Below are 20,749 nucleotides of genomic sequence, written 5' to 3'. Positions count from 1 at the left end.
CGGTATGTCCGCCACGCGCTACGCATATCTCGGCCCTGAAGGCACCTTCACCGAGGTCGCCCTCCGTACGCTCCCGGAAGCCGCCACCCGCGAACTCGTCCCGATGGTCTCCGTACCGGTGGCTCTGGACGCGGTACGCAGTGGGGCCGCCGCGGCAGCGCTCGTACCGATCGAGAACTCCGTCGAGGGCGGCATCACCGCGACGCTCGACGAGCTGACCACCGGCGAACCGCTGATGATCTACCGCGAGGTGCTGCTCTCCATCACCTTCGCGCTGCTGGTGCGGCCGGGCACCAAGCTGTCCGACATCAAATCGGTCACCGCGCACCCGGCCGCGCAGCCGCAGGTGCGCAACTGGATGGCCGCCCATCTCCCGGACGCCGTATGGGAGTCGGCGGCCTCCAACGCCGACGGTGCCCGGCTGGTGCAGGAGGGACGGTACGACGCCGCCTTCGCCGGTGAGTTCGCGGCGGCGACCTACGGTCTCGAACCGCTGGTGACCGATATTCATGACGCGGTGAACGCGCAGACCCGCTTCGTCCTGGTGGGCCGCCCGGCCCGGCCGGCGGCGCCGACGGGTGCGGACAAGACGTCGGTGGTCATCTGGCTGGGCGAGGACCACCCTGGTGCGCTGCTCGAACTGCTCCAGGAGTTCGCGGTGCGCGGGGTGAACCTGATGCTGATCCAGTCGCGGCCGACCGGGGCCGGCATCGGGAACTACTGCTTCGCCGTGGACGCCGAGGGGCACATCGCGGACCGCCGGGTCGGCGAGGCGTTGATGGGGCTGAAGCGGATCTGCCCGAAGGTACGGTTCCTCGGCTCGTACCCGCGGGCCGGGGTGGCGTTGCAGGATGTACGGCCACCGCGGGCGGGGACGTCGGACGCGGAGTTCACGGAGGCCTCCGACTGGCTGGCCCGCAATCTGGACGGCCGGGGCTGACGGCGGTCCGGGGCTGTCGTTCCCGGGACCGGCAGTCCCCGGGAACGGTGCGTCCGGACGTCGGGCGTCGGTGCGTCCAGGCGTCGGTGCGCCTGAAGCGCCCCGTGCTATCTACCGCTTTTCATCATCCACAGAGTTATCCACAGGGGTGGTTCTCGACCTGGGGACAAGTCGACACTCCAATGCGACATGGTCGACATATCACTCCAGTCGACCCAGAAGCATCCACAGGCCAACGAGTCGCCGCGGTTGCCCCGTGTCACCTGAATTCCATTGATCAACTCTTTTGGGCGGCGAATTCCCACCCGAACGAGCGTCTGAAGCGGGTTTGAACGGGGAATCCATGAGCCCCCACACGACTTTCGGAATGATCTCTTCCGGTGTCCACAGATCTTCCTCACAGCCTGTGGATAACCTTGAGGGGCAACCACACCTGTGGACAAGCGACACCCAACTCCCCTGCCAGGCAAGGCGGATGCGTCAAGACGGTCGATACCTTCTGCCCCATTCAGGGGAATAAACTCTCTTCATTGACGCTCGAGATCAACTTCAGCCACGTAAATATCCTCCAGCATTATCAATTCAGGCAATTCGGGCAAAATGACACGCTTGGCAATATCGGTTCGAGCTGGAGAAGCGCACACCGGTAGCCTGGAGGGGTGATTGACCTTCGCCTGCTCCGTGAGGACCCCGACCGTGTTCGCGCCTCCCAGCGCGCCCGTGGAGAGGACGTCGCGCTCGTCGACGCCCTTCTCTCCGCCGACGAGCGGCGCAGGTCGTCCGGCGTCCGCTTCGACGAACTCCGCTCCGAGCAGAAATCGCTCGGCAAACTCATCCCCAAGGCTTCGCCCGAGGAGCGTGCCGAGCTCCTCAGGAAGGCCGAGCAGCTGAAGGCCGACGTCAAGGCGGCCGACGCGGCACAGGACGAGGCCGACGCCGAGGCCAGGAGCCTGATGCTCCAGCTCGGCAACATCGTCCACGAGGACGTGCCGGTCGGTGGCGAGGAGGACTTCGTCGTCCTGGAGACACACGGCACGATCCGCGACTTCGGGGCCGAGGGCTTCGAGCCCAAGGACCACCTGGAGCTCGGTGAGAAGCTCGGCGCCATCGACATGGAGCGTGGCGCCAAGGTGTCCGGTTCACGCTTCTACTACCTGACGGGTGTCGGCGCGCTGCTGGAGCTCGCCCTCGTCAACGCGGCGATCGCGCAGGCCACCGAAGCCGGCTTCGTCCCGATGCTGACGCCTGCGCTGGTCCGCCCGCGCGCCATGGAGGGCACCGGCTTCCTCGGCCAGGCCGCGGAGAACGTGTACCACCTGGAGAAGGACGACTTCTACCTGGTCGGCACCTCCGAGGTCCCGCTCGCCGCGTACCACATGGACGAGATCATCGAGGCCGACAAGCTGCCGCTTCGGTACGCGGGCTTCTCACCGTGCTTCCGCCGCGAGGCCGGTACGTACGGCAAGGACACCCGGGGCATCTTCCGTGTCCACCAGTTCGACAAGGTCGAGATGTTCTCGTACGTCGACCCCACGGACGCCGAGGCCGAACACCGCAGGCTCCTGGACTGGGAGAAGCAGTGGCTCACCGCTCTTGAACTGCCGTTCCAGGTGATCGATGTCGCCACCGGCGATCTGGGTGCCTCGGCCTCCCGCAAGTTCGACTGCGAGGCGTGGATCCCGACGCAGGGCAAGTACCGCGAGCTGACGTCCGCTTCGAACTGCGACGGTTTCCAGGCGCGCCGTCTTTCCGTCCGGATGCGCGACACCCGCGACGGCAAGAAGGTTCTCCAGCCGCTGGCGACGCTGAACGGCACGCTGTGCGCCGTACCGCGCACGATCGTGGCAATCCTGGAGAACCACCAACTGGCTGACGGTTCCGTACGGGTGCCCGAGGTGCTCCGGCCGTACCTGGGCGGGCGCGAGGTTCTGGAGCCGGTCGCCAAGTGACCTTTCCGTACAAGCTCGTCGCGACCGATCTCGACGGCACTCTGCTGCGTGACGACGACACGGTCTCCGAGCGCACCCGTGAGGCACTGGCCGCGGTCACCGCGGCCGGTGCCGCGCACATCATCGTCACCGGTCGCGCTGTCCCATGGACCCGGCACATCCTGGACGACCTGGGTTACGAGGGGCTCGCGGTCTGCGGCCAGGGCGCGCAGGTCTACCACGCGGGTGAACGCAAGCTGCTGACCTCACTGACGCTGGACCGGCAACTCGCCGGTCTCGCGCTGTCCAAGGTCGAGGCCGAGGTCGGCCCGTTGGCGTTGGCGGCGAGCCGCGACGGGCTCGACGGCGAAGTGCTCGTCGGCCCCGGCTACCGCGTACAGGAAGGGCCGCTTCCGGCTGTCTTCGCGGAGGACCCGGCAGAGTTGTGGTCGGCCCCTCTGAACAAGGTCTACATCCAGCATCCCGATCTCGACGACGACGCACTGGCGAAGGCCGCACGATCGGCCGTCGGCAACCTGGTCGACGTGGTCATGGCCGGTCCTGGTGTGGTGGAGATCCTGCCGCTGGGGCTGAGCAAGGCCACCGGACTCTCGCTGGCCGCGCGCCGACTGGGTCTGAAGGCCGCTGACACTCTGGCCTTCGGTGACATGCCGAACGACATCCCGATGTTCGCCTGGGCACAGCGGGGTGTGGCAATGGCCAATGCGCATGAGGACCTGAAGGCCGTGGCACAGGAGATCACCGCGTCCAACGAGGATGACGGCATCGCTGTGGTTCTGGAGCGGCTGCTCCAGTCGTACGGGTAAAGACAGAGGTACGGGCGCGGGCGGTTGGATCGGCTGCTCCACTCGTCCCGGTACTTGACACTGTTGCTGCGGAGGATGCGCGGATCGAACGCGCGCGGGGTTCACGACCCCGACGACGGCTTAGCAAGCCGCTGCCTTACCACTCGGCCAATCCTCCGGGTGGGCGGCCGCACGATGCGCAGAAACCGCCCCGGGCGTCCTGCTCCGATCGGCACGGCGGAATCGTCGGTGACTACTCCGGCGCCGGCTCGGGCCCGCCCTGCTGGGAACTCGACGGACTCGGACTCTCGGTCATCGTCTCGCTCCTCTCCCGGCCTGTGGCATGCGGCTGTTGTTTTCGGGGCGTGCTGCGCGGGTTTCGGCGTGTGCTGCACCAACTACTGTGACCGGGGCGGCCTTTCGGCGCCACCCATTTTCCGGGCAATACCGAAAGGCCGTGAACGGCCTTCGGATCAGCGCTGCTTGTTGCGGCGGCTCAGATCCTTCAGGTGGCGGGCGAGATCGTCCATCCTTCCGTCGATACGGACGATGTCCTCGGAGAGGTGGCCCAGCCGCACGCTCATGGCGCCGACGACCTGATGCGTGATGTCCATCCTCCGGTCGAGGCTGTCGAGCCGGTGCGACATCCGGTTGAGGACGGGCCCGAGCTCCTGAAGCGCGCTGCCCACTCCTGCGAGGCAGCTCTCGATCCGGGTGACGCGGTGTTCGAGCGAGGCATAGCCCGCGCGCAGGTCCTGCTCGGCGTCGAGCAGATACGTACGGACGCATCGGGCGATGTCGCTGTCGCGAAGAAGCATCGCGACGTTGAGCACGGTCCTGCGGGTGTAGAGCCTGAGCCGAGTCGCCGCCTGTGGATAACTTTCCGGCCCCTCACCTGCCCATAGCGACAGCATGTCGCTATGGAAGGAGCGCAGCTCAGCGCCGCGCAGCACTCGCATCCCGTTGCCCTGGAGCTCGTTCTGATGGCGGTCCGTGAGCCTCCTGACCGCGGTTGTGGATACTTCGAAGTAACGAGCCACATCCTCTGTGCGAAGGTGAATTCCGTCCGGGAGGACGACAAGGCTCTTGACCTTGTCGAGGACGTCGACGCGCCCCATCTGTTCGACGCGCAGCGCACGCGATTCGAGCAGGGCAACTTCCGTGGGCATGGACATGCCTTCCGATCGTGAAACCGACGATGGACAGCCCTGTCCCGGGCTTGAGGGGCGGAGGACGCTCACGGTTGCCACTCACTCAATGACCGACCCGGCGGGTGCTCCCTCACCGGCATCGACAATCCCTGATTTCACGAAAGCTACGTCGTCACAGATTCCAGTTGCCTCCACGCACCCTGCACAACGAACCGATAACCGTACAGTTACGCGTACTACTGTCCGAAATGTGTCAACCCCCGCCCAGGGGCGAGGGTTGACGAAGATCGAAATGATCGTAAACGGAGCACGGCAGAGGTATCCGGGGGAAGCCCCCCGATCACTCCTCGCCGGCCAGCTTCAGTGTGCGCAGCTTCTGACCCGCGTACCAGGTCGCCGCCACCGTGACCGCCACCAGCAGGACCGTCGCGACCGGCAGCCCGACATCGGAGGTGATCGCGCCGGCCCCGCCGACCTTCTCGGCAACCGCGAGGGACCACTGCTGAACGCTGAGCGTGCGCGCCCCCGGCACCAGGGTGCCGAAGAGGGCCTCCCACACCAGCGCGTAGACGAGGCCGAAGACGACCGCGTGCCGGCTGACGGTGCCCAGCAGCAGGAACACCGAGCTGTACGCGATCGAGGCGACCAGCGCGGCAATGGTGTAAGCCACCGCGATCTGCTGGCCGTTTCCGTTGAGGATCAGCCCCGCGATCAGCGTGGGCAGTGCGGAGAAGACCATCGTGACGGCGATGGCCACAATCAGCTTGGTGAAGATGATCGTCGGCCGCTTCACCGGCTTGGCCAGCAGATAGACGATCGATCCGTCGTCGATCTCGGGACCGATGGCTCCGGTTCCGGCGATCACGCCGATCAGCGGCACCATCGTGGCGATGGCGAAGCCGCCCAGCACGTCCGAGGCGACCTGGTCATCGACTCCGGCGAACGCCCGTACCGCCACGGCGATGACCACCAGCAGCGCCGGCAGGACGAAGAGGATGGCGGCCCGGCGCCGGCCGAGCAGGGCCCGGTAGGTGAGCCGGGCGACTGTGGGGTCGTACATGACGCTTCACAGCTCCTTTCAGGCCACTACTCAGGCCGCTACGAGATAGGAAAAGACCGATTCGAGGGACTCATCGGACGGCGAAACGGTCAGAAGGCGAATTCCGTGGTCACGTGCGACCTTCGGCAGCAACTCGGTGAAGCGTCCGAAGTCGACCGCCTGGATACGCAGGGCCTGTTCGCCCAGGTCCACCTCGATACCGGCCGTCGACGGGTCGGCGATGAGCGCGGCAGCGAGGGCTCGGTCATCGCTGGAACGTACGAGATAGCGGTGCGGGCGGTCCGTCATCAGCCGGCGGATCTTCCGGAAGTCACCGGATGCCGCGTGGCGTCCCGCCACGATCACCTCGATGTGCGAGGCGAGTTGTTCGACCTCTTCGAGGATGTGGGAGGAGAAGAGCACGCTACGGCCCTCCGCCCCCATCCGCCGCAACAGCGCCATCAGCTGCATCCGCTGACGCGGGTCCATCCCGTTGAACGGCTCGTCGAGCAGCAGCACCGACGGTTCGTGGACCAGGGCGGACGCCATCTTCACGCGCTGGCGCATGCCCTTGCTGTACGTCGAGATCTTGCGGTCCTGCGCGTACTCCATCTCGACCGTGGCCAGCGCCTTCTGCGCCGCCGCATCGCCGAGTCCCTGCAGTTCCGCATTGGCGACGACGAATTCGCGGCCGGTCAGGAAGTCGTACATCCCTTCCCGTTCCGGCACGATCCCGATCTCCTTGTACACCGCTTCATTGCGCCAGATCGGCCGGCCGTCGAGCGTGACCGTGCCGGTCGACGGGGCGAGGAAACCGGCCATCATGTTGATCAGCGTGGACTTTCCCGCGCCGTTGGGGCCGAGCAGCCCGGTGACACCCGGGCCGACCGTCATGCTCACGTCGTTGACGGCGACCACATTGCCGAACCAGCGCGAGGTGTGGTCGATCTCGATGGTGGTCACAGCCCGACCCTCCGGTAGCGGCGCATCAGTACGGCGTACGAGCCGGCGACGAGCGCGAGAACAACGATCAGATAGACCACACCGGAGCCAGCCCCCGGGCCTTCCCCTCCGGGGAAGGCCGAATTCGCCCCGAGGAACGCGGTCTGTACACCACCGATCAGCGTGATGGGGGAGAAGAGCCCCAGCCACTCGATGGCCCCCGCCGAACCCGTCTGCCAGGCAATGGCCTGGACCGTGGAGACCGCGCCGTAGGAGATGGTCAGTACGGCGATCACCGCGGCGACACCGAAACCGCGGCGCGGTGTCAGAGCGGCCATCACCAGGCCCAGTCCGGCGAAGAGCACGGACAGCAACGCCACCGAAACCAGCCCCTGTCCGAACCCCTTGGTCTGCTCGGCGAAGTCGAACTTCCCCAGCAGTGCGCCCACATAGAGGATGACGAGCGGCGCCCCGGTGAGGATGAAGAGCGCGGACGCCATGGCCGCCAGCTTCGCGACGACATAGTCGACCCGCTCGATCGGCCGCGAGAAGTACAGCGGCACGCTCTTGAAGCGCAGGTCACGGGAGACCGACTGCGGTGCCTGCGCGGCGAGGAAGAGTCCGATGACGGCCTGCAGAAAGATCGCAAACGCCGTGTACTTGATCGGCAGAGCCGTGGCTCCCGGGGTGGCGATGGCGACCGCGACGATGACCGCCGCGACCATGCACATCACACCGAACAGCAGCATCGGCAACACCTTGGACTTCGCGGAACGCCCCAGTCCGAAGGAGCCCCGCAGGGACTGCGAGTAGAGCGAGCGCCGCGCATAGCTGCGTCCCAGCCGCTTGCCGTCGTAGGAGCGGTACCCGATGTTGTGGATCCGGGAGGTCTCGCTCCCGCTCACGGCTCCGGTCTCAGTGCTCATCACGACCGCTCCCCTTCTGCTGTACGGCCCCGACAACCGCGGACACGGTCTGCGTGACGGCTGCGGCGTGCGGTGCCTCTTCGGTACGGAAGACCTCGGCGATGTGGTGGCGCCGCTGCTCCATCCGCACGAGACCGAGCCCGAGCCCGGCGACGCTGTCGCGCACGATGTCGTACGTCTCCTCGCCGGTCGCCTCGACCAGCAGGATGTGCCCCGCGCCGGGCAGCCCCTGCCCGTCGAGACCGTCATGGCCCACGAGGTTGACGCCGGCCCGGGTGAGGACCTGACGCAGCGCGTCGGTGCCGTCCGGGTGGGTGTCGCTGTCGGTGACCTCGACCGCGAGGGTCGTGGTGGTCTGCGTGAAGTCGCTGGTGGAGCTGGAGCGCAGAAGTGTGCCGCCGTCGATGACGACGACATGGTCGCAGGTGCGTTCCAGCTCACCCAGGAGGTGCGAGGTGACCAGGACCGAGATGCCGAAGTCCGTGTGTACGCGACGGATCAGCCCGAGCATCTCGTCGCGGCCGACCGGGTCGAGGCCGTTCGTCGGCTCGTCGAGCAGGACCAGCTGCGGGTCGTGGACCAGTGCCTGGGCCAGTTTCACGCGCTGCTTCATACCGGTCGAGTAGCCGCCGATGGGGCGGTATCGCTCCTCGTACAGACCGACGTGACGCAGTGTGTCGGCGGTGCGCTCGCGGGCTGCCGTCGGCGGCAGTCCGGACATCCGCGCCATGTGGACGACGAACTCGGTGGCCGAGACGTCCGGCGGCAGACAGTCGTGCTCGGGCATGTAGCCGACCCGCTCCCGGATGGCGGCGCCACTGGTGGCGACGTCGAGTCCGAGCACCGCGGCCCGGCCTTCGGTGGCAGGGGACAGACCCAGCAGGATCTTGATCAATGTGGACTTGCCGGCTCCGTTGGAACCCACCAGGCCGGTCACACCGGGTCCGATGTCCAGGGAGAGCCGGTCAAGCGCGGTCACCCGGGGGAACCGCTTGCTCAGGCTTTCGGTCGCGATCACAGTCACGCCTTCGAAGATAGTGGCGCGGACCACACCGGTCGTCAGCCCTGGCGGCTGGATCCGCATCAGACTCCAGGCGTACGGACCCGTAGGTGACCACCACGGGGGAGGAGCCCGGAAGTCGGGGGAAGGGCCGACCCGGGTTGTCCACAGGTCTCCGCACACCTCTTGACGCAGTCGCCGGACATTGTCACATTCATCAGTGTCACGTTACGGGCACGTACCGCACACGGCAGGGAACGGACGGTGGCATGACCTCGGCAGTGAAGGACGAACCGGCCCCGGAGCTGCGGGGGTTCAGAGAAGTACAACGTCTCGCGTACGACTGCGCCGAGGCGGTCGCCGCACGGCTCACGCCGGGGGTGACCGAGCGCGAGGCCGCCCGCATGCAGCGCGACTGGCTGCGCGAGCGCGGGGTGAGGGACTGGTTCCACCTCCCCTTCGCCTGGTTCGGGGACCGCACGGCGTTCGCCGGCTTCAAGGTGCCCCTGCAGTTCTTCCCGACCAACCGGAAGCTGGAGCCGGGGATGCCGTTCATCCTCGACATGGCGCCGGTGTACAAGGGCTTCACAGCGGACATCGGCTACTCCGGCTGTCTCGGGCTCACTCCCCTGCACGACAAGCTCCTGGCCGATCTGGAAGTCCACCGTGAGCTGATTCTGCGCGAGGTGCGGGAGCGGCGTTCGCTGCGCGAGATATACGAGGACGTCGAACGCCTGATGATCAAGCAGGGGTACGTCAACAGACATCGCGCCTACCCCTTCGGTGTCATCGCCCACAAGATCGACCGCGTCGCCGGGCACCGCTGGTCCCCCCATGTGTTCGGCTTCGGCACCCAGTCGCTCAAGGGCCTGCTGAGCGACGCACTGCACGGACACCGGGACGGCTGGTCGCCGCTGTGGAGTCCGTACCGCTTCTCCGACCATCCGCCGCAGCCCGGGCTGTGGGCGGTCGAACCCCACCTCGGATTCCGGGGTACGGGCGCCAAGTTCGAAGAGATCCTGGTGGTCACCGACTCCAAGGACCCCGAACAGAGCGCCTTCTGGCTGGACGACGATCTGCCGCATGTGCGGCGCTGGGCCGAGGAGAGGGTGGCGGCATGAGCCTGCCGGGAGCGCGCGAGCGCCGGGTGCGTACGGGCGGAATCGAGCTGTGTGTCGCCGAGTTGGGCGACGAGGGACGGCCCACGATCGTCCTCGTGCATGGCTACCCGGACAGCAAGGAAGTCTGGACGGATGTCGCCGGACAGCTGGCCGACCAGTGGCACGTCGTGCTGTACGACGTGCGCGGGCACGGCCGTTCCACAGCGCCGGCACCCCTGCGCGGCGGCTTCACCCTGGAAAAGCTCACCGATGACTTCCTGGCCGTCGCCGACGCCGTGAGCCCGGACCGGCCGGTGCATCTGGTCGGTCACGACTGGGGGTCTGTCCAATCGTGGGAGTTCGTCACGGTCGAGCGGACCGAGGGCCGGATCGCCTCGTTCACCTCGATGTCCGGACCTTCCCTGGACCATTTCGGGCACTGGCTCAAGCAGCGGATGACCCGGCCCACCCCGCGCCGGGTCGGCCAGCTGCTCGGCCAGGGCGCCAAGTCCTGGTACGTCTACATGCTGCATACGCCGGTCCTGCCCGAGCTCGCCTGGCGCGGCCCGCTCGGCAAGCAGTGGCCGCGGATTCTCCAGCGCATGGAGAAGGTGCCCGCGGGTGACTATCCGACGCCCTCCCTGCCGGACGACGCTGCGCACGGCGCCTGGCTCTACCGCGACAACGTCCGGGCCCGGCTGCGCAGGCCCCGTACCGACGCCTATGCGCATGTACCGGTCCAGCTGATCACGCCGACCGGCGACATCTTCTTGTCGGAGAAGCTGTACGACCAACTGGAGCTGTGGGCACCCCAGTTGGTACGCCGATCCCTGCCTGGCAAGCACTGGGTTCCGCGCACCAGGCCGGACCGGATCGCCTCCTGGATCAGTGAGTTCGTGGCAGCCAACGAGGCGGCGCGGGAGGACGGCCGGCCGGTGCAGGACACCACGCCGACCGGGGCGTACGCGGACCGGTTCGGCGGACAGCTGGTCCTTGTGACGGGCGCGGCGGGCGGCATCGGGCGGGCCACCGCTTTCGCCTTCGCCGAGGCGGGCGCACGCGTGGTGGCCGTGGACCGGGACGCGGAGGGAGCGGCCAGGACGGCGGAGATGGCCCGGCTGATCGGCTCCCCGGCAGCCTGGGGCGAAGCGGTCGACGTCAGTGACGAACAGGCGATGGAGAAGCTCGCCGAGAAGGTCGCCACCGAGTACGGCATCGTCGACGTCCTGGTCAACAACGCAGGGATCGGCCTGTCCGGCTCCTTCCTGGAGACCACGAGCGAGGACTGGAAGAATGTCCTCGATGTCAATCTGTGGGGTGTCATCCATGGCTGCCGGATCTTCGGCAAGCAGATGGCAGAACGTGGCCAGGGCGGCCATATCGTCAACACGGCTTCTGCTGCCGCCTATCAGCCTTCCCGGGCGCTGCCCGCGTACAGCACTTCCAAGGCGGCCGTGCTGATGCTCAGCGAGTGTCTGCGGGCCGAGCTCGCCGATCGGTCGATCGGGGTCAGCGCGATCTGTCCCGGCATCGTCAACACGAACATCACCACTACGACGCACTTTGCGGGCGCCGACGCCGCGGAGGAGAGGCGTCTGCAGAAGCGGACCAGCCGACTGTACGGGCTGCGCAACTATCCACCGGAGAGGGTCGCCGACGCGATCCTCAAGGCAGTGGTGCGCAACCAGGCCGTCGTGCCGGTGACACCGGAGGCCCGCGGCGCCTGGTTCCTGTCCCGGTTCAGCCCCGGTGCACTGCGCAGGATCGCCCGGCTGAAGCCGCCGCTGTGAGTAGCCCCGCGCAGTCGTCGGCGGTGGCCGGACGGTCCGCCACCGAGTACCGGATCGAGGACCTGGCGCATGCGAGCGGCGCCACGGTCCGTACGATCCGCGCCTACCAGGACCGCGGCCTGCTGCCGACGCCGGAACGGCGCGGCCGGGCCAATGTGTATCGGGACACCCACCTCGCCCGGCTCCGGCAGATCGCCGATCTGCTGGATCGCGGGTACACCTTGGCCAGCATCAAGGAACTCCTGGAGGCATGGGACACGGGCCGTGGCCTGGGCGGGGTGCTCGGGCTCGTTGCCGAGGTGCACGGTCCCTGGACGGACGAGCAGGCCGGCCGGATCACCCGGGCCGAGCTGAACACCAGGTTCGGTGGCAGCCCGGACGACGATGCGGTCGCCGAGGCGGTGGAGCTCGGCGTACTCGAACCCATCCCAGGACGGGACGATGAGTTTCTGATTCCGAGTCCTCAAGAGCTTTCAGTGGCAGTCGAGTTGCATGCAGCCGGTGTACCGCTCAGTGCAATCTCGGGCCATCTCAGGGAACTTCGCGGCCAGGTCGAGCAGATCGCCTCGCGTTTCCTTGAGTTCACCACGGAACACGTCTTCGCGCGCTATCTCGGTCATCGCCCGCCGACGGACGCGGACGCGGCAGCAGCGGCAGCCATGGTGCGCAGGCTGCGTCCACTGGCTCAGCAGACGGTGGACGCCGAACTGGCGCGTGCCATGCGAACGTTCGCCACCAGACATCTTCAGCATCATCTCGGCTCCGACACCCCACTCACCTCGGAGTCCTCGATCCCCATGACGCGCCAGGTGGATCTGCCATCGGAGACGATCCGCTCCGTGGAACGACTGGTTGGCCCGGAGAACGCCTCCGCCTTTGTCGCGGCAGCGGCCGAACGCGAGTTGCAGTCAAGGACATTGGATGCACTTGTCTCATCTAACAATGAAATACAGCAAATTACCCAAACCGGTTGATCCTTCAGGGCGTTGTCCACAGACTCGCCAATTAGCCTGTGGATAAACCAAGTTGGTTGTGGATCAAACCTGTGGACGAAAATTGCTACAGCGAATATAATTGCTGTAGTGAATCGGGGTGAAATCCGGATGCACGTGAACGACCGACGTGGGCACTCTGACGGGATGGACGACAGACACACCATCAAGGTGTCCAAGTACCTCTCGAAACACCTGCGACACCAGCCTGAGCGGATCGGAATCACGCTCGACGCCAATGGCTGGGTGACGATCGACGAACTGCTGCGCGCCACGGCCCGCAACAACTTCCCCATCACCCGGGCCGAACTCGACCATGTCGTCGCCGTCAACGACAAGCAGCGCTTCGCCGTCGAGGACGGCCGCATTCGTGCGAGCCAGGGCCACACCGTCCCGGTCGATCTCGCTCTCCCTCCGGCCGAGCCGCCCGTGTACCTCTACCACGGCACGGTGGGCCGCGTGCTGGACGCGATCCGCAGCGAGGGTCTGCGCCCCATGGCCCGCACCCACGTCCATCTCTCGCCCGACCGCGAGACGGCGACCAGGGTCGGCGCCCGGCGCGGCCGCCCCGTCGTCCTGTCGGTGGACGCGGCCGCGATGCACCGCGCGGGCCACACCTTCTATGTCAGCGCCAACGGCGTCTGGCTCACCGCTTCCGTACCGCCCGCATTTCTGCGTTTCCGCGACTGATCCCGGCGGCTGATCCCACGACCGGTCCCGCCCAGGGTCGGGGCGCTTCCACGAAGACGCCCACCGGTTGTCGGACCCGTAAGGTCGTAGTCATGCGTCTGAGCACTGTGATTCTGCCCATCCACCGCTGGAGCGAGGGCCAAAAGGTCTGGCAGCACGCCGAGGAGCTGGGGTTCCACGCTGCCTACACCTACGACCATCTGGCCTGGCGGACCTTCCGCGACGGGCCGTGGTTCGGCGCGGTACCGACCCTCACCGCCGCGGCCGCGGCCACCCAGCGGCTGCGCCTGGGCACTCTTGTCACCTCCCCCAACTTCCGGCACCCCGTCACGCTCGCCAAGGACCTCATCACACTGGACGACGTCTCGGACGGACGCGTCACCCTCGGCATCGGCGCGGGCGGCAACGGCTTCGATGCCACGACGCTGCGCCGGAGCGACGAGGAGCCGTGGACGCCGCGCGAACGGGCCGACCACTTCGATGAGTTCGTACCGCTGCTCGACCAGCTGCTGCGCGAGCCCTCGGTGACGCACGAAGGCCGGTTCTACGCGGCGAACGAGGCCCGGAACATCCCCGGCTGTGTGCAGCGGCCCCGGCTGCCGTTCGCAGTGGCCGCCACCGGGCCGCGCGGGATGAGGCTCGCCGCGCAGTACGGCCAGGCCTGGGTCACCACGGGCGACCCGAAGCTGTACGAAGCGGGGACGCCGGAGCAGTCCGTTGAGGCCATCCGCGGACAGCTCACCAAGCTGAGCACGGCCTGCGAGTCCATCGGACGGGATGTCGGCGAGCTGGACAAGATCCTTCTTACCGGTTTCACGCCGGACCGCCCGCTGCAGTCCTTCGACGCCTTCGTGGATTTCGCGGGCACCCACTTCGCACTGGGCTTCACAGAGATCGTCATTCACTCGCCGATCCCGGACTCCGACTTCGCGGCGGACGAGGAGGTCTTCGAGCGCATCGCCACCGAGGGCCTGGCCCAGCTCGGCCACTGACGGACCCGGCTCGGCCACCGACCGGACGGCCACGCGTGCCGATCGGCCGGCACTACCGTTCGGGAACTGCAGGCATATGCGAAAGGCATGTTCCACTGGTCAGGGGCGCGCATCCTCATATGTGCGCCCCTCTGCACGCCCGTGCGCCTTCGTACGCGAGAATGGGCGAGTGACTTCAGCTACCGAATCGCCTTCTCCTGCCGCTCCCCGGCTGATCGCCACCGACCTGGACGGCACCCTGCTGCGCGACGACAAGACGGTCTCGGACCGTACGGTCGCCGCGCTCGCCGCCGCCGAGGAGGCCGGTATCGAGGTCTTCTTCGTGACCGGACGCCCGGCCCGCTGGATGGATGTCGTCAGCGATCACGTCCACGGACACGGCCTGGCGATCTGCGCGAACGGCGCCGCGGTCGCGGATCTGCATGCGAACGGCAAGCTGGTCAAGGTCCGCCCGCTGGAGCGCGACATCGCCCTCGACGTCGTGCACACACTGCGCGCCGCCGCCCCCGGCGTCTCCTTCGCCGTCGAACTGACCACCGGCATCCACTACGAACCGGCCTACCCGCCCTTCCACCTGGACCCGGGTGCCACCGTCGCGATCGCCGAGAAACTGCTCCATGAGGAGACGCCGGGTACCGGCGCCCCCGTGCTGAAGCTCCTCGCCCACCACGCCGAACTGGCCCCGGACGACTTCCTCGCTCTGGCCTGTACGGCAGCCGGCCACCGGGCCTCCTTCACCCGGTCCAGCCCCACGGCCCTGCTGGAAGTCAGCGGCCCCGGAGTCTCCAAAGCCAGCACCCTGGAGCTCTGCTGCGCCGAGCGCGGCATCTCACCCGCCGAGGTCGTCGCCTTCGGCGACATGCCCAACGACGTGGAGATGCTGCGCTGGGCGGGCACTTCGTACGCGATGGGCAACGCCCACCCGGCCGCGATCGCCGCCGCCTCCGGCCGGACCGCCACCAACGGCGACGACGGCGTCGCGGTAGTCATCGAGCGGATCCTCGCCGAGCGCCGGTCGCCCGACGCGGCACGCTGAGGCCCGCGCTCGGCAGTGTCCCCCGCCGGCCGGGCCCCTGAGCGCCCGACCGCCCTCAGATCGGCGCCTCCCACACCACCGTCGTGCCTCCGCCGCCCTCCCCGATGCCGGGCCCGAACCAGCTCGCGCCGCCGAGGGATTCCGCGCGGCGCGCCAGATTCCGAAGCCCGCTGCGCCGACCGCCCTCCGGGATGCCCACCCCGTCGTCGGCGACGGTCAGCCGCACCGCGTCCCTCCCGTCGGGCAGCGTGGCGGTCGCATCGACGACCACGTCGATCAGCGATGCCTCGGCATGCCGGAAAGCGTTGGACAGCGCTTCCCGCAGCGCAGCGATCAGGTTCTTGCCGGTCAGCTCGCCGACCAGCGAGTCGACGGGGCCGAGGAAGCGGTGCGAGGGCTTGAAGCCCAGCGGGACCGCCGCCATGTTGATCTCGCGCAGGACGCGGGTGCGCAGCCCGGACGGCGCCTCGGCCGGCTCCTGCTGCAGTGCGAAGATCGCGGTACGGATCTCCTGGATGGTCACGTCCAGTTCGTCGACCGCCCGTCCGACACCCGTCTGCACCTCGGGCACGACCGACCGGCGCTGGGCACTCTCCAACATCATCCCGGTGGCGAACAGCCGCTGGATGACCAGGTCGTGCAGATCGCGGGCGATCCGGTCGCGGTCTTCGTACACCGCGAGCCGCTCTCGGTCCCGCTGTGCCTCGGCCATCATCAGCGCGAGTGCGGCCTGCGAGGCGAACTGGGTCGCGAGGGTCCGTTCCGTCTCTGTGAACGGCCTCTCGCCGCGGGCGCGAGGGGTGGCGAGCGCGCCCAGCACCCGTCCACCGCTGTGCAGGGGCAGCAGCATGCTGGGGCCGAACCGGTGGGCCAGCGTGGTGACCATGCGGGGATCGGTGGCCGAGTCGTCCACGAAGACCGCCTCGCCGTCCAGCAGCTTCGTGACCACCGGGCTCTCCGGCCCGATGATCACCCCCAGCTGCGCAGAGGGGTTGTCCGCGGAGACGGCGACGATCTCCAGACCGCCCTCCTCGGCCGGCAACAACACGATCCCGGCGGCGGACGCGGCAAGATGGCGGGCCTGTTCGGCGACGACGGAGAGCGCGTCATCGGCGTCACCGCCGGACAGCAGGGCGGTGGTCACGGCCACCGAGCCGTCGATCCACCGCTCGCGCTGGCGTGCCGCCTCGTACAGCCGGGCGTTGCCGATGGCGATCCCGGCCTCCGTGGCGAGCACCCGCACCATGTGCAGGTCGTAGTCGTTGAACTCGCCCCCGTCGTCCTTCTCGGCCAGATAGAGATTTCCGAAGATCTCTCCCTGTACCCGGATCGGGACGCCGAGGAAGGTCCGCATCGGGGGATGGCCGGGCGGGAATCCGGCGAACCTCGGATCGGCCGTCAGATCGGCGAGCCTCACCGGCACCGGGTCGTGGATCAGTGCACCGAGCAGCCCCCGGTGCCCATTGGGGCGGTGGCCGATCTTGTGCGCCACCTCGTCCGAAACTCCGTACGTGACGAAATCGGAGAGCCCCGCGCCCTCCTCGTCGACGACGCCGATGGCGGCGTAGCGGGAGTGGGCGAGTTCCGCCGCCGTCTCACAGATCCGGTCGAGGGTGGAGTGCAGTTCGAGGCCCGTGCCGACGGAACGCATGGCTTCCAGCAGTTGCGGCACACGGGCGGTGAGTTCGGTGGACAGGCCCTGCAGGCTGCGTGTCGCCTCTGTCGCGGCTTCGAGTGAGTCCTTCGGGTCCTGCTCTGACATACCCCGAGACTAGTTAGTCCCTATTGGTGAGGAAAGTCGGCCATTCGTGCCGCCCGGCTCAGGCCCGTGCTCCCACGGCTTCCCCGGGCACCCGTACGGTCTCCCGCTCGCGCTCCAACATCCGGCGCAGCGGCCCGTCCTCAGCGGCGAGACCGGCGTACGGCCCTCGCTGCACGACTCGGCCGGCATCCAGCACCACCACCTCGTCGACGGCTTCGAGCCCTTGGAGGCGGTGGGTGATCAGTACCGTCGTACGCCCCCGGGTGGCGGCCAGCAGATCCGCGGTCAGGGCGTCCGCGGTCGCCAGGTCGAGATGCTCCGCGGGCTCGTCCAGAACGAGTACGGGAAAGTCGGCGAGGATCGCCCGGGCCAGGGCGAGGCGCTGGCGCTGGCCGCCGGAGAGGCGGGCGCCGTGTTCGCCGACAAGGGTGTCGAGCCCGTCGGGCAGCGCCTCGACCCAGTCGAGCAGGCGTGCCCGGTCGAGAGCGGCCCGCAGTTCCCCGTCCGTCGCACCGGTACGGGCCAGCCGCAGGTTCTCCCGGATGGAACTGTCGAAGATATGGGCGTCCTGGGCGCACAGCCCGACGAACTGCCGGACCGTGTCCCCCTCCAGTGCGGAGGCATCGACACCGCCGATCCGGTACGTCCCCGCCCGTGCGTCCAGCAAACGGAGAAGGACCTGCGCGAGAGTCGTCTTCCCGGAACCGGAGGGACCGACGACGGCGATGCGCCGGCCGGCCGTCAGCCTCAGGTCGACGGAGTCCAGGGCGTCCCGCTCCGCTTGCGCGTACCGGGCCGACAGCCCCCGTACCTCCAGCGGGAAGGGAGATCCGGGTGTCTCGGCCGGGCTGCCGGGTTCGTGCACGGGCAGTGGCGCGTCCAGCACCTCATACACCCGCTCCGCACTCCGCTTGACCCGCTGCCGGTACTGCACGGCGAGCGGCAGACCGGTCACGGCCTCGAAGGCGGCCAGCGGCGTGAGCACCACCACCGCGAGTTCCACGCCCGCGAGCCGCCCGTCGTATACGGCGGGGAGGGCGACGAGTGCGGTGGCGACGACGGTGAGGCCGCCGATCAGAGCGATGAGGCCGCCGCCGAGCGCGGTGGCGGTGGCCGCGCGGGCGGCGATGCGGGTCAGGACGCCGTCGGCCTCCCGGGTCCGCTCCGAGCGGGCGGGCAGGGCGCCCGCAACGGTCAGTTCGGCGGTCCCGCCGAGCAGGTCCGTGATCCGGGTGGCCAGATCGGCACGTGCGGGGGCCAGCTGGCGTTCCGCGTGGCGGGAGCAGGCGCCGCTGACCAGCGGTACTCCCGCTCCGGCCAGCAGCAGTCCGGCGGCCAGCACGACTCCTGCCGCAGGCAGGAGCCAGCCGATGAATCCGGCTGTCGCCGCCCCCACGACGACGGCGGTCCCGACGGGCAGCAGCCAGCGCAGCCAGTAGTCCTGCAAGGCGTCGACGTCGGCGACGAGCCGGGAGAGCAGGTCCCCGCGCCGGGTGCGGCGCAGACCGGCCGGCGCGATGCGCTCCAGCCCTCGGTAGACCGCGACGCGCAGCTCGGCGAGCATCTTGAGCACGGCGTCGTGCGACACCAGGCGCTCGGCGTAGCGGAAGACGGCCCGTCCGAGACCGAAGGCGCGGGTCGCGGTCACGGCAACCATCAGATAGAGCACCGGGGGCTGCTCGGAGGCACGGGAGATCAGCCAGCCGGAGACGGCCATGAGCCCGACGGCCGAGCCCAGGGCGAGACTTCCCAGCAGCAGCGCGAGCGCCAGCTGGCCGCGCTGTGCCCCTGCGGCCTCCCTGACCCGGGCCAGGACCTGACCCGAGCGGGCCGCGGTGTCCCTCAGCACCCCTGGCTCCGGCACAGTGTCACTCGCGCCGACGGGTGCGTTCGTCGGCCGTGGCACCGCGGCGAACGCCTCGGGCTTCTCCGGCCGAAGTGTCAGGCCCGGTTCCAGTGTCACCACCCGGTCGGCCACCGAGAGCAGCGCCGGGCGGTGGACGACCAGCAGCACGGTCCGCCCCGCCGCCAGCCTCCGTACCGCCTCGACGACGCCCGCTTCCGTCTCGCCGTCCAGGCTCGCGGTCGGTTCGTCGAGCAGCAGCAGCGGCCGGTCGGCAAGGAAGGCCCGCGCGAGCGCGAGGCGCTGACGCTGGCCGGCGGAGAGGCCCGCACCGTCCTCGCCGAGGAGCGTCTGCGCGCCGTCCGGCAGTTCCGCCACGAAGTCGTACGCCCCCGCGTCCCGCAGTGCTGCCGTCACGGCGTCGTCGTCCGCGTCCGGCCGGGCCAGCCGCACGTTCTCCGCGATCGTGCCTGCAAAGAGGTACGGGCGCTGCGGCACCCAGGCAATCCGTTCCCGCCAGTGCTCGGGGGCCAGCGTCGCCAGATCGACGCCGCCGATCCGCACCCGCCCCTCGTCGGGTGCCGTGAATCCCAGCACCACATCGAGCAAGGTGGACTTCCCGACACCGCTCGGGCCGACCAGGGCAACGGTCTCCCCCTCGTCCACCACCAACGATGCCCCGTCCAGCGAAGCTTCGGTACGGCCTTCGTGCCGTACGGTCACTCCCTCCAGCTCCAGCCGCAGCGACTCCGGAATGTCCTGCGTACCGCCCGGCCGGGGCTCGGTCTCCAGGACCGAGAAGATCTCCTCCGCGGCCGAGAGCCCCTCGGCGGCCGCGTGGTACTGCGCGCCGACCTGGCGGATCGGCAGATAGGCCTCGGGCGCCAGGATCAGCACCACCAGGCCGGTGTAGAGGTCGAGTTCGCCGTGCACGAGCCTCATGCCGATGGTGACGGCGACGAGGGCCACCGACAGGGTCGCCAACAGTTCCAGGGCGAAGGACGACAGGAACGCGATCCGCAGCGTGCGCAGCGTGGCCCGCCGGTACTGCGAGGTGATGGTGCGGATGGATTCGGCCTGGGCCTTGGCCCGGCCGAAGACCTTCAGCGTCGGCAGTCCGGCGACCACGTCCAGGAAGTGCCCGGAGAGCCGGGACAGCAGCCGCCACTGGCGGTCCATCCGCGACTGGGTGGCCCAGCCGATCAGGATCATGAAGAGCGGGATGAGCGGCAGCGTGACCACGGTGATCGCTGCCGAGACCCAGTCCTCGGTGACGATCCTGGCAAGGACCGCCACCGGGACGACCACCGCGAGTCCGAGCTGCGGCAGATAACGTGCGAAGTAGTCGTCGAGGGCGTCGACCCCACGGGTGGCGAGCGCCACCAGGGAGCCGGTGCGCTGTCCGCTCAGCCAGCCGGGCCCCAGCGCCGCGGCCCGCTCCAGCAGCCGGCCGCGGAGCTCGGACTTGACCGCCGCGCTGGCCCGGTACGCGGCCAGTTCGGTCAGCCACGAGACCAGCCCCCGGCCGAGCGCGACGGCCGCGAGCATGATCAGCGGAGTCCGCAGCTCGGAGACGGCCCGTCCGTCCTCGAACCCGCCCACCACCACTTCGGCGATGAGCATGGCCTGGGCGATGACCAGTGCCGCCCCGACAACTCCGAGTGCCACCACGGCTGCCAGGAAGAGGCGGGTGGCGCGGGCGTAGCGGAGCAGGCGCGGGTCGATCGGTTTCACGTGAAACAGCCCCCAGTGAGCTCGGTCGGCGGGCCGGGGCCTGTCCGGCGGATCAGGGTCGGGCAGGCCCCGGGTGCG

16 protein-coding genes and 1 tRNA gene are annotated in these 20,749 nt (G+C 68.7%); 9 read left to right on the top strand and 8 right to left on the bottom strand.

The features are described from left to right. The first annotated feature begins 4 nt into the window (after positions 1–4). The 3 genes from pheA to GA0115254_RS11235 all read left to right on the top strand — a co-directional run bounded on the left by pheA (position 5) and on the right by GA0115254_RS11235 (position 3,695). Positions 5–940, top strand: a complete 936-nt coding sequence (gene pheA / locus GA0115254_RS11245; RefSeq protein ID WP_093895126.1) for a prephenate dehydratase — start codon at positions 5–7, stop codon at positions 938–940. A 659-nt stretch (positions 941–1,599) separates the two neighbouring features. Beyond that, positions 1,600–2,889 carry a serine--tRNA ligase gene (gene serS, locus GA0115254_RS11240; protein WP_093895125.1) on the top strand — a complete coding sequence of 430 codons (1,290 nt, stop codon included), beginning with the start codon at positions 1,600–1,602 and terminating at the stop codon, positions 2,887–2,889. Continuing rightward, positions 2,886–3,695 carry an HAD family hydrolase gene (locus GA0115254_RS11235; protein ID WP_093895124.1) on the top strand — a complete coding sequence of 270 codons (810 nt, stop codon included), beginning with the start codon at positions 2,886–2,888 and terminating at the stop codon, positions 3,693–3,695. The genes serS and GA0115254_RS11235 overlap by 4 nt, the downstream gene beginning before the upstream one ends. A gap of 69 nt (positions 3,696–3,764) precedes the next feature. Here the strand turns inward: GA0115254_RS11235 and GA0115254_RS11230 are convergent. The 6 genes from GA0115254_RS11230 to GA0115254_RS11205 form a co-directional block, all read right to left on the bottom strand. Further along, positions 3,765–3,852: transfer RNA gene (locus GA0115254_RS11230), tRNA-Ser, on the bottom strand. Positions 3,853–4,147: 295 nt separating this feature from the next. Further along, positions 4,148–4,843, bottom strand: coding sequence for a hypothetical protein (locus GA0115254_RS11225; protein WP_093895172.1), 696 nt, complete (start codon positions 4,841–4,843; stop codon positions 4,148–4,150). A 322-nt stretch (positions 4,844–5,165) separates the two neighbouring features. Continuing rightward, the gene (locus tag GA0115254_RS11220; RefSeq protein ID WP_093895123.1) at positions 5,166–5,885 is read right to left on the bottom strand and encodes an ABC transporter permease; all 720 of its coding nucleotides are present in this window, start codon (positions 5,883–5,885) and stop codon (positions 5,166–5,168) included. 30 nt (positions 5,886–5,915) lie between these two features. After that, a complete protein-coding gene (locus tag GA0115254_RS11215) occupies positions 5,916–6,827 on the bottom strand; it encodes an ABC transporter ATP-binding protein (protein ID WP_093895122.1) in 912 nt (303 codons plus the stop codon). Then, complete coding sequence (locus GA0115254_RS11210) at positions 6,824–7,732, bottom strand: hypothetical protein (RefSeq protein WP_093895121.1); 909 nt, start codon at positions 7,730–7,732, stop codon at positions 6,824–6,826. Before GA0115254_RS11210 ends, GA0115254_RS11215 begins: the two co-directional genes overlap by 4 nt. Continuing rightward, the gene (locus GA0115254_RS11205) at positions 7,722–8,711 is read right to left on the bottom strand and encodes an ABC transporter ATP-binding protein (RefSeq protein WP_093895171.1); all 990 of its coding nucleotides are present in this window, start codon (positions 8,709–8,711) and stop codon (positions 7,722–7,724) included. Before GA0115254_RS11205 ends, GA0115254_RS11210 begins: the two co-directional genes overlap by 11 nt. A gap of 290 nt (positions 8,712–9,001) precedes the next feature. Here GA0115254_RS11205 and GA0115254_RS11200 point away from each other — a divergent pair, with 290 nt between their 5' ends. The 6 genes from GA0115254_RS11200 (at position 9,002) to GA0115254_RS11175 (ending at position 15,332) form a co-directional block, all read left to right on the top strand. Then, on the top strand, positions 9,002–9,853 hold the full coding sequence (locus GA0115254_RS11200; protein ID WP_093895120.1) for a M24 family metallopeptidase: 852 nt from the start codon (positions 9,002–9,004) through the stop codon (positions 9,851–9,853). After that, positions 9,850–11,622 (top strand): SDR family oxidoreductase, encoded by a 1,773-nt coding sequence (locus GA0115254_RS11195; RefSeq protein ID WP_093895119.1) that lies wholly within the window; start codon positions 9,850–9,852, stop codon positions 11,620–11,622. The genes GA0115254_RS11200 and GA0115254_RS11195 overlap by 4 nt, the downstream gene beginning before the upstream one ends. After that, positions 11,619–12,596, top strand: a complete 978-nt coding sequence (locus GA0115254_RS11190) for a MerR family transcriptional regulator (protein ID WP_370740852.1) — start codon at positions 11,619–11,621, stop codon at positions 12,594–12,596. The genes GA0115254_RS11195 and GA0115254_RS11190 overlap by 4 nt, the downstream gene beginning before the upstream one ends. A 165-nt stretch (positions 12,597–12,761) precedes the next feature. Further along, entirely contained in the window at positions 12,762–13,304 is a 543-nt protein-coding gene (locus tag GA0115254_RS11185; protein ID WP_093895118.1) for an RNA 2'-phosphotransferase, read from the top strand. A gap of 92 nt (positions 13,305–13,396) precedes the next feature. Continuing rightward, positions 13,397–14,296 (top strand): LLM class flavin-dependent oxidoreductase, encoded by a 900-nt coding sequence (locus GA0115254_RS11180; protein WP_093895117.1) that lies wholly within the window; start codon positions 13,397–13,399, stop codon positions 14,294–14,296. A gap of 169 nt (positions 14,297–14,465) precedes the next feature. Then, positions 14,466–15,332: a Cof-type HAD-IIB family hydrolase gene (locus tag GA0115254_RS11175; protein WP_093895116.1), complete on the top strand. Its 867-nt coding sequence runs from the start codon at positions 14,466–14,468 to the stop codon at positions 15,330–15,332. A gap of 55 nt (positions 15,333–15,387) precedes the next feature. Here GA0115254_RS11175 and GA0115254_RS11170 read toward each other — a convergent pair whose 3' ends face one another. Continuing rightward, entirely contained in the window at positions 15,388–17,094 is a 1,707-nt protein-coding gene (locus tag GA0115254_RS11170; protein WP_093895115.1) for a sensor histidine kinase, read from the bottom strand. Between the two features lie 58 nt (positions 17,095–17,152). After that, the gene (cydD, locus tag GA0115254_RS11165; RefSeq protein ID WP_093895114.1) at positions 17,153–20,671 is read right to left on the bottom strand and encodes a thiol reductant ABC exporter subunit CydD; all 3,519 of its coding nucleotides are present in this window, start codon (positions 20,669–20,671) and stop codon (positions 17,153–17,155) included. Positions 20,672–20,749 lie beyond the last annotated feature (78 nt).

The organism is Streptomyces sp. Ncost-T10-10d (genome assembly GCF_900091955.1).
Lineage (GTDB): Bacteria > Actinomycetota > Actinomycetes > Streptomycetales > Streptomycetaceae > Streptomyces.
The sequence above is the reverse complement of the archived record's forward strand: the minus strand, read 5'-3'. Positions and strand labels throughout refer to the sequence as shown.

Bases quoted from the DNA above. Each gene is read 5' to 3' on its own strand.
- GA0115254_RS11200 (WP_093895120.1), top strand. From the start codon at position 9,002: ATGACCTCGGCAGTGAAGGACGAACCGGCCCCGGAGCTGCGGGGGTTC.
- GA0115254_RS11185 (WP_093895118.1), top strand. From the start codon at position 12,762: ATGGACGACAGACACACCATCAAGGTGTCCAAGTACCTCTCGAAACAC.
- pheA (WP_093895126.1), top strand. From the start codon at position 5: ATGTCCGCCACGCGCTACGCATATCTCGGCCCTGAAGGCACCTTCACC.
- GA0115254_RS11180 (WP_093895117.1), top strand. From the start codon at position 13,397: ATGCGTCTGAGCACTGTGATTCTGCCCATCCACCGCTGGAGCGAGGGC.
- GA0115254_RS11225 (WP_093895172.1), bottom strand. From the start codon at position 4,843: ATGCCCACGGAAGTTGCCCTGCTCGAATCGCGTGCGCTGCGCGTCGAA.
- GA0115254_RS11210 (WP_093895121.1), bottom strand. From the start codon at position 7,732: ATGAGCACTGAGACCGGAGCCGTGAGCGGGAGCGAGACCTCCCGGATC.
- GA0115254_RS11220 (WP_093895123.1), bottom strand. From the start codon at position 5,885: ATGTACGACCCCACAGTCGCCCGGCTCACCTACCGGGCCCTGCTCGGC.
- GA0115254_RS11170 (WP_093895115.1), bottom strand. From the start codon at position 17,094: ATGTCAGAGCAGGACCCGAAGGACTCACTCGAAGCCGCGACAGAGGCG.
- GA0115254_RS11195 (WP_093895119.1), top strand. From the start codon at position 9,850: ATGAGCCTGCCGGGAGCGCGCGAGCGCCGGGTGCGTACGGGCGGAATC.